General features: G+C 46.7%; 12 protein-coding genes. 7 read left to right on the top strand and 5 right to left on the bottom strand.

Going from position 1 to position 16,889, the window contains the following annotated elements; translation table 11 throughout:
* Window positions 1-17 precede the first annotated feature (17 nt).
* The 5 genes from ACZ5NB_RS07290 (at window position 18) to ACZ5NB_RS07270 (ending at window position 6,555) form a co-directional block, all read left to right on the top strand.
* Window positions 18-1,016, top strand: coding sequence for a DUF58 domain-containing protein (locus ACZ5NB_RS07290; protein WP_460232372.1), 999 nt, complete (start codon window positions 18-20; stop codon window positions 1,014-1,016).
* A 64-nt stretch (window positions 1,017-1,080) separates the two neighbouring features.
* On the top strand, window positions 1,081-1,689 hold the full coding sequence (locus ACZ5NB_RS07285; protein ID WP_460232371.1) for a DUF4381 domain-containing protein: 609 nt from the start codon (window positions 1,081-1,083) through the stop codon (window positions 1,687-1,689).
* Window positions 1,682-2,758 (top strand): vWA domain-containing protein, encoded by a 1,077-nt coding sequence (locus ACZ5NB_RS07280; protein WP_460232370.1) that lies wholly within the window; start codon window positions 1,682-1,684, stop codon window positions 2,756-2,758. Before ACZ5NB_RS07285 ends, ACZ5NB_RS07280 begins: the two co-directional genes overlap by 8 nt.
* Window positions 2,751-4,736 (top strand): VWA domain-containing protein, encoded by a 1,986-nt coding sequence (locus tag ACZ5NB_RS07275; protein ID WP_460232369.1) that lies wholly within the window; start codon window positions 2,751-2,753, stop codon window positions 4,734-4,736. The genes ACZ5NB_RS07280 and ACZ5NB_RS07275 overlap by 8 nt, the downstream gene beginning before the upstream one ends.
* Window positions 4,723-6,555: a BatD family protein gene (locus ACZ5NB_RS07270; RefSeq protein WP_460232368.1), complete on the top strand. Its 1,833-nt coding sequence runs from the start codon at window positions 4,723-4,725 to the stop codon at window positions 6,553-6,555. The genes ACZ5NB_RS07275 and ACZ5NB_RS07270 overlap by 14 nt, the downstream gene beginning before the upstream one ends.
* Window positions 6,556-6,561: 6 nt before the next feature.
* On the opposite strand, the gene ACZ5NB_RS07265 is transcribed toward ACZ5NB_RS07270, so the two are convergent.
* On the bottom strand, window positions 6,562-8,373 hold the full coding sequence (locus ACZ5NB_RS07265; protein ID WP_460232367.1) for a hypothetical protein: 1,812 nt from the start codon (window positions 8,371-8,373) through the stop codon (window positions 6,562-6,564).
* Between the two features lie 177 nt (window positions 8,374-8,550).
* Between ACZ5NB_RS07265 and ACZ5NB_RS07260 the strand changes: the two genes are divergently transcribed.
* Window positions 8,551-9,168 (top strand): histidine kinase, encoded by a 618-nt coding sequence (locus ACZ5NB_RS07260; RefSeq protein ID WP_460232366.1) that lies wholly within the window; start codon window positions 8,551-8,553, stop codon window positions 9,166-9,168.
* 2 nt (window positions 9,169-9,170) lie between these two features.
* Complete coding sequence (locus ACZ5NB_RS07255; protein WP_460232365.1) at window positions 9,171-10,130, top strand: GGDEF domain-containing protein; 960 nt, start codon at window positions 9,171-9,173, stop codon at window positions 10,128-10,130.
* Between the two features lie 27 nt (window positions 10,131-10,157).
* On the opposite strand, the gene ACZ5NB_RS07250 is transcribed toward ACZ5NB_RS07255, so the two are convergent.
* The 4 genes from ACZ5NB_RS07250 to clpX all read right to left on the bottom strand — a co-directional run bounded on the left by ACZ5NB_RS07250 (window position 10,158) and on the right by clpX (window position 16,873).
* The gene (locus ACZ5NB_RS07250; RefSeq protein ID WP_464107901.1) at window positions 10,158-12,032 is read right to left on the bottom strand and encodes a SurA N-terminal domain-containing protein; all 1,875 of its coding nucleotides are present in this window, start codon (window positions 12,030-12,032) and stop codon (window positions 10,158-10,160) included.
* Between the two features lie 274 nt (window positions 12,033-12,306).
* A complete protein-coding gene (locus ACZ5NB_RS07245) occupies window positions 12,307-12,579 on the bottom strand; it encodes an HU family DNA-binding protein (RefSeq protein WP_460232363.1) in 273 nt (90 codons plus the stop codon).
* A gap of 353 nt (window positions 12,580-12,932) precedes the next feature.
* Complete coding sequence (gene lon, locus ACZ5NB_RS07240; RefSeq protein WP_464107900.1) at window positions 12,933-15,356, bottom strand: endopeptidase La; 2,424 nt, start codon at window positions 15,354-15,356, stop codon at window positions 12,933-12,935.
* 212 nt (window positions 15,357-15,568) lie between these two features.
* Window positions 15,569-16,873, bottom strand: coding sequence for an ATP-dependent Clp protease ATP-binding subunit ClpX (clpX, locus tag ACZ5NB_RS07235; RefSeq protein ID WP_460232361.1), 1,305 nt, complete (start codon window positions 16,871-16,873; stop codon window positions 15,569-15,571).
* Window positions 16,874-16,889: the final 16 nt, after the last annotated feature.

Genomic DNA, 16,889 nt, shown 5'->3' with positions numbered 1-16,889 from the left:
AAGTTGAGAGTGACCCAGTGGTGAATCCCGCACAGGCATTAAGATCAAAAAACTCAGCGGCGGAGACAAGCGCGCTAAAGACAGCGCTATTAGCGAAAGGCGCCTTCACGGATCTTGAGACGTTATTAACGTTACGACATGTTGCTGCTGATCTAAAACTCTGGCCATTGAAACCTAGCCTCGCGACACAAGCAGGTAGCACTCGAACACGTTTTCGTGGTCGCGGAATGGAGTTTGAAGAGGTTCGTGTCTACCAACCCGGCGATGATATTCGAACCATAGATTGGCGTGTCACCGCACGCACACAAGTCCCGCATACAAAATTGTTTCGAGAAGAGCGCGAGCGCCCAACATTGATTGTATTCGATCAGCGTTCGAGTTTATTTTTTGGCAGCCAACGTTGTTTCAAATCAGTGTTAGCTGCACACATTGGCGTTTTAATCGCTTGGGCATCATTACAACACAGTGACCGAGTCGGAGGCTTGGTATTTGGCGATACCCACCACCAAGACGTAAGACCCCAAAAAAGCAAACATGCTGTACTCGAGCTGGTCAAAGTCATTAATCAGTTTAATCATCAACTGAAGTCACCCGATAAAAATACTGGTGATCAATCTATTTCTTTGTCACAGCTATTAGAAGACACACGACGATTGGCCAAGCCAGGCACCGCTGTCTATATCATTAGCGACTTTCAAGACCTCCTGACGGAGACAAAGAATGATATTAGCAAGCAGCTGTATTTGTTAGCGAGACATTGCGAAGTGACATTATTCCAAGTATTCGACCCGTTAGAACGTCGTATTGATACGCCTGGATTTTTCACGGTCAGCGACGGCAACCGACGGGCTCAAATTAAAGGTGACGATAAACATCTGAACGACTCGCTACAGGCCCAATTCGACAACGTCATCAATACACTTAAACATATTACCGGTCCATTGCGGATAAACCACGCTATGTTCTCGACCGCAGATGACGAACTACAGCAATTGAGACAAATATTTAGAAAATAGAACGGTTTGATAAACAACTAAGCTAATCACCACGTCAAGACAATAACGAATCTGAATAATCTGAATGAATAGTAACGACCCGCTAGCGCAGCTGCGAGACATCCACCTACCACCCGAGATTGGTTTATGGCCAATAGCACTCGGTTGGTGGATCGTATTGGCGGTTATAATAATTGCTGCGGTAGGCGTAATAGTGTTTTTTCTCAACAAGCGACGAGGGGGTAATCACTACCGCCAACAAGCGTTGTCATTACTCGACGTCTCGTGGCATCAATATCAGGCTAGTGGCGATGCAAGGCAGCATCTGGCTGAACTAACCCGCATACTTAGACGGACTGCAATAACGGCTTACCCACACTACCCCATACAGTCACTCTCCGGAAAATGTTGGCTGCGCTTTCTCGATGCTTGCGATGATCGTTCGAACAGTGAATTTAGTAACGGTGCGGGTCAAGCCATAGCCACACTACCCTATCAAGAATCCATCAATCAGGATCTAAAACCACTACACCAGTGCGTTAAAATGTGGATTATCAATCACCGCAACAAAGTGCCAACATCCATCATACTGCGCATTTTTTCGGATGCAAATATTTCTTTCATCCCAAATGACTCATCGATGGTGGCCGCAACCACCCAACACGCTACTCGAGAGTTACGTCACCATGCTTGAGTTTGATCTACCATGGCTTTGGTGGCTACTGCCGCTTCCAATAGTAATTTGGCTAGCACCTCGAGCGCCACAAACCGAGACAGCACTCCGTGTACCTTTTTATCGCTTACTCAGCAATCAACATATAGAGAGCTCAACCTCTAATTCTTCTCCCCGACTCTACTCAATTGCAATCGGTTGCCTATGGGTTTGTATTCTCGCCGCAGCTGCTGGACCTCGCTGGTTTGGTGAACCGGTATCTCTACCTAGCAGCGGACGAGACCTACTCTTAGCGGTCGATATATCCGGTAGTATGAAAACTGCCGATATGGTTATCGGCAATGACCGCGTCGATCGCCTTACGGCAGTAAAAGCAGTCGTCAGTGAATTCGTCGAGCGTCGACAAACAGATCGCCTTGGTTTAATTTTGTTTGGCACAAACGCCTACTTGCAGGCTCCTCTGACATTCGACAGAAACACTGTTCAGACATTGTTACTCGAAGCGCGCTTAGGTTTTGCCGGAGAAAAAACAGCCATAGGCGATGCGATTGGCTTAGCCACAAAACGATTACTTAATCGCCCAGAAAATTCTCGCGTACTTATTCTACTCACCGACGGAGCAAATACCGCCGGTGAAGTGAACCCTATTCAAGCCGCCGAGTTAGCTAAACAAACGCAAGTAAAAATTTATACCATTGGCGTAGGTGCCGATGAACTCGTGGTGCCAGGCATCTTTGGTAGCGACTTGGGCGCACGACGCATGAACCCTTCTGCCGACCTCGACGAAAAAACGCTGCAGCAAATTGCTGAAATCACCGGAGGCGAATATTTCCGAGCAAAAGACATCACCGAACTGCAAGAGATTTATGCCAAACTCGATATCTTAGAACCTATTGAACAGGAGGCGGAAACGTTTCGCCCAACCACTGCCTTGTTTTATTGGCCCTTGACCATTGCGCTAGCGCTAAGTATTGCGCTTGCATTCGCTAAACGCTGGCCCATCGGTTTAAATCGCAGTACGCCCAACAACACTCGTCAATCGCGCCCAATCGACGTTAGTTTAAAAGCGGAGGCCCGAACCAATGACTGAATTTCATTTCATTCGGCCACTTTGGTTGCTTAGCCTTCTACCGTTATTGGCACTTTGGTGGGCGCTGTGGACACGCCACAGTAAACAAACCCAGTGGAGTAAGCTCATTCCTCAGGATTTATTACAACACCTCCTCGAGTCCAGTAATCAACAACGTCAACGATGGCCGTTGATTGCGCTTCTTGTCGCGTGGGTGTTAGCAGCCGCCGCATTAGCTGGCCCTACGTGGCAAAAATTACCTCAACCAATTCATCGCTCAACCGCTGCGGTCGTTATTGTGATGGACCTTTCTCCATCAATGGTAGCCGAAGACTTAAAGCCGTCTCGCTTAGTACGAACGCGTTATAAAATTCTTGATTTTCTGAATCAGCGCAATGAAGGGATGACAGCACTTGTCGCATACGCCGGAGAGGCACATGTAGTTAGTCCACTCACTGACGACAACGACACCATTAGCAATTTAGTGCCTGCTTTGTCACCCGATGTACTCCCATTGACAGGCAGTAACGTAGAGATGGCCATTGAAAAAGCTCAAACTCTACTCGCCGACGCAGGAATTCATCGTGGGCAAATTCTATTATTTACCGATGGCATTGCAAAAGAGGCGATGAATGAAGTTAAAAAACTAATCATTGGATCGCCACATACATTGTCTGTCATTGGCGTCGGCAGTGATGATGGTGCCCCAATTCCAACAGGAAACGGGGGCTTCACCAAAGACCGACAAGGTAATATTGTGATCGCCAAGCTCAATAGCAGCGGGCTCTCTGATTTAGCACGCTCAGTTGGGGGTAGCTATTCACCGCTCACTACAGACACTCGCGACCTTGACAGTCTGGAAGAAATACAACGGCAGCAAGCAGCTCTATCAGAAAGCCAACAAGTGAATCGGGAATTCGATGTGTGGCAAGACCAAGGCCACTGGCTGGCGATATTGCTTGTTCCTTTTGCATTGTTTACCTTCCGAAGGGGCTGGGTCCTGTCGATTGCTGCAGTGGCATTTATCTTTCCACAGCCCAGCAACGCCTTTGAGTGGCAAGATCTATGGGCAACCGATGACCAACAAGCGCACGCCGCTTTTGAGTCTGGCGACCCGCAAACAGCGGCTGAAAAATTTGAGAGCCGCCAATGGCGCGGTAGCGCACAGTACAAAAGTGGCGATTACGCAGCAGCCGCGAAAACATTCGCAGAAGGCAAGTCAGTATTAGATTATTACAACCTTGGCAATGCCCTATTAAAACAAGGTGCGATTGATGATGCTATAGAGGCATATCAAACAGCCTTAGATAAAGACCCCAAGCATCAAGATGCTAAAGCAAACTTAGAGCTTGCTCGGTCGTTAAAAAATCAGTCGCAGCAGAATTCATCCTCAGATGACCAAAATCAGCAGAGCGATCAAAATGGCGAGCAACAGCAAGATGGAAATTCTAGCTCGCCAAAAGACGGGCAAGAAAACTCGGACAACGGACAAGCCGATCAATCCAGCAAGAAATCCGGCGAGAACGGCCAGCAAAATGACAATCAAAATCCGGAGAGCACGAGAGAAAACACGGAGCTAGCTGATAAATCCGCCGAATCGCAATCCAGCAACAGTAGTGGAGAAATCGACGAAGAAGCTGCGCAACAACTCGCTGCCGACGACCCGACCCGACAAGCGCTGTCAGATAACGAGAAACAACAAATAAACAACTCAGATTCGTCGGAGCCTGAAGAAGAGAATGAATCGACAGCGGCACTTAATACAGGTGAAAATGATTCGCAGAAAAACGAAGAACAATCGCTAGTTGCACAAGAACTCACAAGCCAACAAGGCGACAGCGAAAAACAACAAGCTTTGGAACAATGGCTGCGCCAGATCCCTGATGATCCAAGCGGGTTACTACGACGCAAATTCGAGTACCAGCACAGACAGTTGCGACAACAGTATCGCACAGGCGAGTGGCAACCGCCGGAGAACCAGGCCTATGAACGCTGGTAACTCAATAATTAACTATATTGTAAAACCATCAAATATGATGACTTCGATGAACACAAAGTACTTTAAATTTACAACACTTAGACCACTGTTGGTGTGTTTAAACCTGTTTTTACTTATCATAATAAGTTTGCCTTCTTTCGCAGCAGATTTTTCTGCGGAAGTCGATCGAACAGTCATTACTGAAGATGAATCTCTATTGCTGACTTTACATATCAACGAGCAAATTGGTTACGGTGGACCCGATTTAACACTGCTCGAAGAGGATTTCGACATTCTCAATCAGCAACGTAGTAATCAGTTTCGAAGCCTCAACGGCCGTACAGAAGCCTGGACCGAATGGACTATTTCGTTGTCACCTAAACGTCATGGCAAACTGCTTATTCCCAGCTTCAGTTTTTCAGGTAGTTATACCGATGCGATTGAAATTACTGTCAATCAACTCACAGCAACCAACAATGAATCGCGAGATATTTTTGCTACTGTCGCAACTGAAAAAGAAGCGGTATATGTTCAAGAACAACTTTTAGTCACTGTTCGACTCCATACCGCCGTTGATTTAAGAGAAATAACAGTAGAAAAAGATTTAGTCATCGATGGTGCAACAGTTGAACACGTCAGCGAAGTGTCGTATCGCAAGAATATCAACGGAAGGCTATATAAAGTCGTCGAAATGGTCTATGCGGTTTACCCGCAACAAAGTGGTGAATTAACGATTCCTGAGCTCGCTTGGAATGCGTTGGTAGTAAACAATCGCTGGCGAAACGACCCTTTTAGAGCATCACGAGGCACTCTACGGCGGATAAAAAGTTTACCAACAAAGGTAGCCGTGGAAAGTAAACCTGATAATTACACTGGCAACATCTGGCTACCTGCAAAAAATGTAAGACTAGAACAGCATTGGAGCAGCGACCCAAAACGCTTTGTCGTCGGGGAGCCTTTGACCCGTCGCATATCGATTATTGCCGAAGGTCTTTCCGCCGCGCAGCTACCGCCTTTTGACGAACCAATGCTGGACGATATAAAAATATACAGTGACCAGCCGCAACTGGATGAACAAAAATCTTCCAGCGGTATTGTCGGCTCTCGCCATGAAAGCCTGGCTATCGTGCCTACTCGTTCAGGTAACATCACTCTACCTGCGATCGACATCACATGGTGGAATACCACCACTGGCAGACAAGAAGTAGCCACTTTACCCTCTCAAACCATTCAGGTTGCTCCAGCGCCGGTGAACAACCCAATGGCGACCAATCTTGCTTCACCCGCGCTCTCCACTCAGCCGGGTGCCGACAACAGCAATGTAGAGCAAATTAATTCCGAAATTTCGGGTGACGGGTTCGGCGCAACACCTTTGCATTTATGGATAAGCAATGCACTATTCGCCGTGCTTGCCGCTGTATTTTTTATCGCTTGGCTCAACGCCCGCACACGCTCTGCACATAATCCGCTTCATGATGATGAAACCGCAGTTCCTGAAGCGGTTAATGAGAAGCAGCTCTTCAATGAGCTGCGAAAATCTTGCGCTGATAACCAGGCAAACCAAGCACGACACGCACTATGCCAATGGGCACGGTGTCATTGGCATTTAGCTCAGCAGCCAAGCCTAGAGAATATTAAATTGCAATTTGACGATGAAAAACTAAATTATCAGCTGGATCTTCTCGACAAGACATTGTATTCAAACAATAACGATTCAGACTGGGACGGCACTGCCTTATGGACGGCACTAACAGCCGCAAAACGGGCAGAAAGAAAGAGAAAGAATAGCGAAAGTACGTCACACAATGACCTCCCTCCCCTTTACCCCAGTACGCGTTAATCTCGACTAAGGTAGAATTAACGCTCCCTGCAAATCGACCTGCGGCAAAGCAACAATAATATCCATTGCGTGGCGCGATCCACCAGGTTGCATGAGGTGCAGCCTGTAGTCAGAGAATATTTTATTAATCCTTTTTCTTGCTTGACTCAGCGAATTTCCCGCAACGACTTCGCCCTCTAAAAGCTCAGAATCAATTGTTGAATACCCAATTAATTGATTCGCCACAAAAAAACCTAAAACATTTGCGATACAAAGACCATCGCAGTCGGGGTTTACTTGAGGTAACTCCTGGCTACCAATCGGGTTTAGCGAACTGTAGTTTCCATAAAGCTCAATTATCTTGCGCGCACTTCGCATCTGATCTTGCGCGGATTGAGCATTTAACAAAGCCATCACACGTTGCAAAGACTGAAAGCTTTCTGTTAGATCTTCTTGTTTCTTAATTTGTCGCGCTATACCAAACTGTAGAAAGTCATAACTTGAAAGCTGCCAATTAAACCAGTTGGTACTAATTACCATCAATCCTGAATCGAGACCATCACTGCCATTCGACCACCACGTTTGGTTAACCATTAGGACATGAACTAATTTTCCGTATGCAGCAGTTAACCCTTTCCAGTGCGCTACAGAAAAATCTTTATCTAACGACGGCTCCGAAATATAGAGATGATACATTGCATCGCGACTAGCGGCTTCTGGCCCTAGGTCGGAATAGCTTGGATAGCCCGAGGCAATCAAAAGCGGAGGGGAAACATCGTCATCACCGTTCTTAACAGTATGAAATATCACGCGGCCAAGCGCCTTACCTTGATAAAATATTTCATAACCATGCCCAACACCCACATCTTCGTGCGATGCCAAAGGGATTAGTTCCAGGCCGAGAGCAGACGTTAGCGCTTGATGTATAGCCAATTGCCACTCGCTTACACCCCAGCGGCGAATTGGATGACTGGCTGATAGCGCCAACACATTGTTTAACGGTAACTGTGAAAGCTGGTGTAGGTCATCCTCCACATCTTCAGCGAGAATATTGCTACTGAGTTGTGGGCGTTGGTGTTCGATGTACTGGTCAATCTCCCCACTTGCGTGCCCTAAAAATACCTCCAGCGCGCCTGGTGCAGGCATGCTAGTCAACTCTCTCGCCATAGCTAGCGGCGTTGGATAGCCTAACTGACTTGCGAGCTTGCCCAATCCTTGCATTATGTTCTCTAAATAAACTTTATCTTCACCTGATGACTTTGATCGGGCTTGCAACTGGCGCCTGATCCGATTGAGTTCATACCCGACGCGTAACCCAGACGCTACTTCAAATTGATCTCTAGGTAAATTCACGCCGGTATGACGCATATCTTGTAGCCATTTATTAACCATATGTTGAGTAGCCGTATCAAAAGGACTGACATCAACATGACTAATAACGCCGTAGACTTCAGGTGAATGTAGTTTGCTATATCGAAAACGGGCGATGGTAAGTAAACAGCGGTCTATCTCCGCACGGCCTTGTAGATCAGCTTGTAAATATCGCAATTGCTGAGAGGCTTCGACTTCCGCTAACGCCCTAAGACTAGAATCGATTATTGATAGCGTTTCGCGCCCGAGCTCGGCACTGGCCCTGTTGAAAGGCTCAGAAGGCATTAACCTTGCTAAGGAGGTTTCTATTTTTTCTAACTGAGCAAGGCACTGCTTATTTCCATTTGCGCTTAATTGATTCGACAACGAATCGTCACCTTGTCGCTCCCCACCACAGGCACCGAGAAAGATCGCGGTAACTAGGGCCAACGCTTTCATGCGCAAACGTAATAGATTGAATCGCGGCACTGTCAAACACTCCGATGAAATTAAATGTGTGATGAGCTCGTACTCAAACCGAGGAAAGACAGGCTGACTCCCCACATTTTGGCTATGCTTAAAAGAAACCAACACACCTAAGCTCATTGGGTATCAAATCGTACCCCAATGATCTTAAATCTCAAGACAAACACAGCCAAAACCTAAATGGATGCAGCAAACACAATAAACCTCTCAGCTGACGAGCGCGACTGCCTTCAGGAAATAACCAATGTTGCGATGGGACAAGCTGCAGACCATCTAGCACGGTTATTAGATCAATTTGTCGTACTCTCGATACCCCACGTAGAGCTGCTCAGCCCGTCTGACATAGCAATGGCCTTGCAATCATTACAAGGGCCTCAATCAGTCTCTGGAGTTTGCCAAGGATTTCTGGGAGGCGGATTAGCCGGCGAATGTATGCTGATTTTTAATGACGCCAGCTTTCAGGATTTAGCCAGTCTGTTTAAATATGAATCCGAATTAGATGAGCATACTGAACACGAGCTATTAATGGATGCCGCCAACGTCCTGGTCGGCGCCTGCTTAAAAGGCTTAGCAGAACAATTAGACGTCGAGTTCAGTTTTGGCCCCCCAATGCTTCTGGGCCAACACCTTTGTATTGACGAACTCTTAAAAAATACCAACAAACTATGGAAGCAAGCACTTGTTGTAGAAATAAACTACCGAATCGAAGACTTCAATGTCAACTGCGACCTACTGCTTATATTGACGGAAGACTCTATTCACAGACTGCTCACTAAGATCGCCTGTTTATTGGATTAATTATGGCCGAGAAGATCAACATCCTTGATGAACTGCATTGGCTAATGGACGTGCTTCAAAGCATTGACGTTGGCTTGGTGGTATTAAATCAGGATTTTGAGATAGAGCTGTGGAATAGCTTCATGCAGAACCACAGCGCATTAATGCCATCCGACGTAATGGGCAAAAGTTTATTTAGCTTATTTCCCGAACTACCGGAAAATTGGTTTCGACGAAAAGCTGAATCGGTGTTTGTACTACATAATGCAGCTTTTACCACTTGGGAACAGCGTCAATATCTCATCAAATTTAAAAACTATCGACCCATCACGGGCGTAGCAGAATACATGTATCAAAACAGCACCATCGTGCCGTTGATTGATACTCAGGGTGACGTAAATCATATTTGCTTAATAATATATGATGTCACAGACACCGCTGTGAACAAGGAAGGCATGCGCAATGCGAACGCGCAGCTTGAGCAACTCAGCCGAACTGACCGCTTGACCCAATTATTCAATCGAGGTTGGTGGGAAGAATGCTTAGAAAAAGAGTTTAAACGTAACCAAAGACAGCCAAGTGATTGCTGCTTGGTTATGTTCGACATTGATCATTTTAAGAAAGTGAATGATACCTATGGGCATCCAGCTGGGGATGAAGTCATTCGCCGCACCGCCGAAACATTACGCAATAACTTACGCGATGTAGATATAGCCGGTCGTTACGGTGGTGAAGAGTTTGCGATCATTCTCATTAATGCCGACGAAGATGGTGCCGGTATATTCGCCGAACGATTGAGGGCTAATATCGAAAGCCTCGAAGTATTCTACGATGGAACCCAAATACCCTACACAATAAGCCTGGGTATTTCACAGCTGAACGAAAAAATTAACTCTCCAGGAGGCTGGATAGAGGCGGCCGACTCAGCGCTTTACGAAGCCAAGCATGCAGGAAGAAACTGCTGGAAGGTTAACAAACCATAACCCTCCAGCAATAGTTTTTTGGTAAACCTAACGATCTATTGAAGCTTGAGCTTGTTGATGAGCTTCGAAAGCAGAATAAGACACTTCCCCCCAGCTAGATGCCAAGCGGTCACTCAAATTAGCTTTTTCCGCATCACTCAAATTTCCTAAACTGCCGTCTGTCACACTGGTGAGGCTTACCACTGCGTAGTCACCTGAGGCAAGTTCAACTTTTTCGACAAGCGCCGAGCCTGCGGGCTTAGCCATTGCAAATACATGTTGCAAAATATCACGCCCAACTTTCGGATCGTTCCGCTGAGCACTCTCAGCAATCTGCCACTCGTATTCATCGGCCTGCGCAACTTCTTCAACACTTTTACCTGATTGAATCTCAGAAACCAGTTCATCTGCAACAGACGCTATTTCTGCAATCGCCTTGTTACGCTTTAGGTCAGCGACAATCGAATTCTTCACTTCATCAAGTTCAAGCGCTCGCGGCTCATGATGATTCGTCACTCGCAGGACTACAAGGTGAGTGGAAGACACCTCAATGACATCGCTTGAATGACGGGTATCGAGCGCATCACCATCGAAGGCTGCTTCAATTACTTTGGGGTTTGATGCTAGGCCAAAGCCACCACTGCGGCTAAAGGGACCCGCAAACTGAAGTCTCAAACCCAACTCTTTCGCGGCAGGGCCAAGTTCAGCAACGTTGTATGTAAGATCTTCATATTGACGGCGCAACTCGACGAAGCGGTCTTCTGCCATCGCACGTCGCATAGCGCGCTCTATCCGACCACGATCTTCCTCAAAACTGGGTGGTTCTGCACCACTGACTTCAAGTAACTTGATAATGTGAGTACCTGCATCAGTCACAACTGGAGCCGATACCTCTCCCACCTGTAGGCTTGCCAAGGCGTCTTCGAATGCTTGTGGGAATGTATCACCGGATGTAAAACCTAAATCACCTCCATCTTCGCGCGACCCAAAGTCATCTGATAACTCTTCAGCCACATCGGCAAACGCCTCACCATCTGCAAGACGCTTTTGGACATCAGCGATAATTTCTTGCTCAGAACCATCGTCTTTTGCCTCGATTAAGATATGCGCCGCTCGACGCTCTGAGTCAGCAACGAATGCCGATATCTCTTGCTCATACTGCTCGCGAATGTCCTCTTCTGAGAGCTCAATCTGCTCTTCCAGTTGCGCCAAGTTGAGCTCTACAAACTCAATCGCGACTTGTTCTGGGTTCTGATAATCCGCTTTATTAGCCTCGTAGTATTCACCGATCTCCTCATCACTAATCTCGATAGAGGCTTGCACCGGCGCTAGTGGCACGGTTAGGTAATGAAAGCTTCGAGATTGCTGCGAGAGCGCTACCATACGCTCAAGCTGTGCGTCTGTTATAAAACTGCTCGATGTAAGCCCCGCCACTTGCTGACCCAGCACAATATCTTCTTCGAGCTGACTTCGGTAGCTCATCGGAGTATAGCCAACACGCGCCAGTAAATTTCTGAATGTATTCTCGTCAAATTTACCGTCGACGCGAAACTCAGGAACACTCAAAATATATTCATTGATCCGCGCAGTAGACGCCGCAAATCCCGAATCTTTAGCCGCAACAACCATTACTTTACGACGAATCAATTCGTTCAACACTGGCTCGCGCAAATTATCGTCCGACAAAAATTCTTCTGGAAGATTATCTCCGAATTGTGAACGCAATTGATTTTGACGGGCACTTATCGCGCGCTGTAAATCAATTTCTGTAATTTTTTCGCCTTCAACTTCTGCTACCTCACCCGGAGAAATACTACCGGTGAACAGCGAATCGACACCGAACAATACCAGTGGCACAACCATCAATCCGACGATGATTACTGCAACCGCACCCTTAAGGTTATCTCTCAAACTTTGTAACATGTTGACCTCGAATTATTACCCAACGTGTTTCTTTCCTGCTATGTCAAACACGGCTGGGCACAAAAACGTGCTAGGAAATAATTTTAATTTACCTAACTCGTTAAGCTTATGCTCAAATCTAAACGGAATCGCTTCAATGAAAAAAGGCGCATCGTTCAGAAGCGCCTTAATGTTTATAGTGTCTCTAGTCGCTTATGTGAGCTCTCAAGTAACGCTTATCTAATTTAAGTTCACAAATTGCTTTTAGGAATCTAAAGACCTTTTTAATGTTAATTTAGTTAACTGCGTCTTTAAGCGCTTTACCCGCCTTGAAACTAGGAATTTTCGCCGCTGCAATCTGAATTGGCTCACCTGTTTGCGGGTTACGTCCGGTGCGCGCTGCGCGGTCTTTAACACTAAACGTGCCGAAGCCCACTAAAACAACCTGGTCACCTTTCTTAAGAGCATCGGCAACAGTGTCTACCATTGCGTCTAATGCGCGTCCAGCCGCTGCTTTTGGAATATCAGCAGACGCTGCGATCGCTTCAATTAGCTCTGATTTATTCACTCTATACACCCCTTATTATTGTTTTCTAGAACCTTTATCCAGAAAATTTGAATGGAAATCTGTTGTCGGTCTTCGGCGGCTATAAGTCCCGTAATATCTGGCTTATAGCCCACCCCAAGCGCTGAATGGAGATTTATACCAACTGCAATATAGGGGGTCAAGGAGACATTACTCAAATACACAATAAGTATGAATATCTGATTGGTTTTTAACCGATTACCCCCGAAGTTTCGACCTTGTGGATGAAGCGTTACTCAAAAGCGCCCCAATTTGATATCACAATCACGTAGCCGCTATTGCAACTATCAATGCACCCGCCGCGCGAAATTGCGCGACGATTTCACTTTTCGTTATCAATGAGCTTGAATGGCTCCGGGCTTCCCTTCAGATTCAGAAGACTCAGCCTTAGCTTCTAACGCTTGAAACTCTTCATCTGAGAATGGCTCTGGCTTATGCGCGAGTGCAAGCTCAAGAACCTGGTCAATCCACTTAACCGGGTGGATATCCATCGCCTCAGTAATATTGTCTGGAATCTCTTTTAAGTCTGGTTCGTTGTCGGCTGGAATAATGACTCGTTTAATTCCGCCCCGATGGGCAGCCAACAATTTCTCTTTTAAACCACCGATTTTTAATACTTCGCCGCGTAAGGTGATTTCTCCGGTCATCGCTACATCAGCTCTGACAGGTATATTAGTTAACACCGATACTAATGCCGTACACATCGCAATCCCGGCACTAGGGCCGTCTTTTGGCGTTGCACCCTCGGGAACATGGATGTGAATATCTCGACGGTCTAAAAAGTCGGGATGAATACCCAATACCTTGGAGCGGGAGCGCACAACCGTTAGCGCCGCTTGGATGGACTCTTGCATAACGTCTCCGAGGGAACCCGTTTTTACAATTCGTCCTTTACCACGCACAGCCGATGACTCAATAGTTAACAGCTCACCACCAACTTGTGTCCATGCTAAGCCTGTGACTTGACCCACTTGGTTTTCTTCCTCAGCTCTGCCAAAGTCGAATTTCCGCACTCCTAAATATTCTTCGAGGGATTCGCTCGTCACGTTGATGGTATCGTTTGAATTGGCTTTTACATTGGCAGTTACCACTTTGCGGCAAATTTTTGCGACTTCTCGGTCTAGGCCACGAACTCCCGCTTCACGTGAGTAGTAGCGAATGATGTCACGAATTGCAGCTTCTTCGACATGAATCTCACGCTCTTTCAAACCATTGCGCTTCATTTGCTTCGGTAGCAAGTAGCGAGTTGCAATGTTGACCTTTTCGTCTTCCGTGTAACCAGGAATTCGAATAACTTCCATACGATCCAATAATGGACCAGGGATATTCATTGAGTTTGAAGTACAGACAAACATCACATCAGAAAGATCGTAGTCAACTTCAAGGTAATGATCATTAAACGTGTTGTTTTGCTCGGGATCTAACACTTCCAGCAGCGCTGACGCCGGATCACCGCGGTGGTCCATTCCCATTTTGTCAATTTCGTCCAAAAGGAACAGCGGGTTTTTAACCCCTGCTTTCGACATTTTCTGTATCAACTTACCAGGCAATGAACCAATATAGGTTCTACGATGCCCTCGGATTTCTGCCTCATCTCGCACACCACCGAGCGCCATACGAACAAATTTACGATTCGTGGCACGAGCGATGGACTCGCCTAACGAGGTTTTACCAACACCGGGAGGGCCAACCAAACACAAAACAGGGCCTTTGATTTTTTTAACCCGCTGCTGTACTGCCAAATATTCCAGTATCCGCTCTTTCACCTCTTCTAAACCATAATGGTCTTCGTTAAGGATTTTTTCTGCACGACCAAGGTCATGACGTACCTTGCTACGTTTTTTCCACGGTACATTCACCATCCAATCGATGTAGGCGCGTACGACAGATGCCTCCGCTGACATTGGCGACATCATCTTTAATTTATTCAGTTCAGCACGGGTTTTCTCTTCGGCCTCTTTTGGCATACCCGCTTCTTTTATTTTGTTATCAAGGTCTTCGGCTTCATTGGGTTCATCACCTAAATCACCCAACTCCTTTTGGATAGCCTTCATTTGCTCGTTGAGGTAGTACTCGCGTTGGCTCTTTTCCATCTGCTTTTTAACGCGTCCACGAATTCGCTTCTCAACTTGAAACAGGTCAATTTCAGACTCCATCAAACCCAGCAAATGCTCGAGTCGCCCCCTAACATCAATCATCTCCAAAATTTCTTGCTTTTGCGGAAGCTCCAGAGACATATTTGCAGCAACCGTATCGGCCAAACGACCTGGCTCATCAATACCAGTCAGCGCCGTCATGACTTCAGCCGGAACTTTCTTGCTCAAATTGACATACTGTTCGAATTGAGTCATCGCAGACCGAACCAGAAGCTCCGCTTCCTTAGATGGGATGACCTCACTTTCTAAAGACTCGACATCAGCACGAAAATAACTTTGCTCCGTGTCGACTGATAGTATCTTTGCACGCGTGCCGCCCTCGACAAGGACTTTAACGGTGCCGTCAGGCAACTTTAGGAGTTGCAGAATTGTGGAGATGGTTCCGACTTCGTAGATATCATCAGCGGAGGGGTCGTCTTCCGAGGCGCTACGTTGAGCAACAAGCAAAACTTGCTTATCGGTTGCCATCGCTGTTTCTAAAGCTTCAATAGATTTCTCTCTCCCAACGAAGAGTGGAATAACCATGTGCGGATAAACCACTACATCGCGAAGAGGTAGTAATGGATATTGGTTGGAGCTGTCTGTTATTGAGTGTTCGGTCATTTTTCCCTCTTTATCACTGAGGCTGCGGCCCAAAGGGCTCGCTGCAATGAATTTACAGTGGGGGCACAGAAAAGGAATTACAAGTCAGGGCGAGATAATCCCCAAAATTAATCTTACCGCCTGGGCTACCTGAGTAACTAGGTTATCTAAGCATCTAAGTTACCCAGAAACAATTAGGGCGGTTAAAATTTAACCGCCCTACTCGAAGTGTGCTAGTTTTTGTCTTTGGCTGATGCAGCTGACTTGCCGGACTCGGCATTTTCATAGACCAGCAAGGGTTCTGATTCGCCTTTTATCACAGACTCATCAACAACCACCTTAGCGACGTCTTTTTCCGATGGAATTTTATACATCGTATCTAGGAGAACGTTTTCCATGATAGAGCGCAACCCTCGAGCACCGGTTTTACGCTCCATCGCCTTCATCGCCACAGCATCGAGCGCATCTGGACGGAAGTCTATTTCAACACCTTCCATACTGAATAGCTTCCCATATTGCTTGGTCAGCGAGTTCTTAGGCTCAGTGAGGATCTGAATCAGGGCTTCTTTATCAAGTTCTTCCAATGTCGCGATAACCGGTAACCGACCGACAAATTCAGGGATCAAGCCATATCTAACAAGATCTTCAGGCTCGAGATCACGGAGCGTTTCACCTACGTTCTTACCGTCCGCTTTGCTCTTCACTTCCGCGCTGAAACCGATGCCGCCTTTCTCTGATCTATCACGAATAACTTTGTCTAAACCAGCAAACGCACCGCCACAGATGAATAGGATATTAGAGGTATCCACTTGCAAGAACTCTTGCTGAGGATGCTTACGGCCACCCTGAGGAGGAACGGAAGCGACAGTACCCTCGATGAGCTTTAATAGAGCCTGCTGCACACCCTCGCCCGAAACGTCGCGGGTGATTGATGGGTTATCAGATTTTCGAGAGATCTTGTCAATTTCGTCAATGTAAACAATACCTTGCTGTGCTTTCTCTACATCGTAATCGCACTTCTGCAATAACTTCTGGATGATATTTTCAACATCCTCACCCACGTAACCGGCTTCCGTGAGGGTAGTTGCATCAGCAATGGTGAAGGGTACGTTAAGCAGTCGCGCCAATGTCTCAGCCAGTAGTGTTTTACCGCTTCCGGTTGGCCCAACTAGGAGGATGTTACTCTTACCTAGCTCAACATCTTCTTTATCTTTCTGCTTGTCACCAATTCTCAGACGCTTGTAGTGGTTGTATACCGCCACTGCAAGTACTTTCTTGGCGCTTCGCTGGCCAATGACGTACTGGTCCAGAATCTCAGAGATCTCATGCGGCGTCGGCAATTTGTCTGAACCGCCTTCACTAGCACTTTCTTGGATCTCTTCCCGAATGATGTCGTTACATAGGTCAACGCACTCATCACAGATGAACACGGAGGGTCCTGCGATCAGCTTCCGCACTTCGTGCTGGCTTTTTCCGCAAAAGGAGCAATACAGCAACTTGCCGTTGTCGTCTCCATTGTCATTACTACGATCGGTCATTAAACCACTCCGTCAA

This window comes from Aurantivibrio plasticivorans (genome assembly GCF_055392955.1).
Note: the sequence above shows the minus strand (reverse complement) of the source record. Positions and strands in the feature narration are given on the sequence as shown.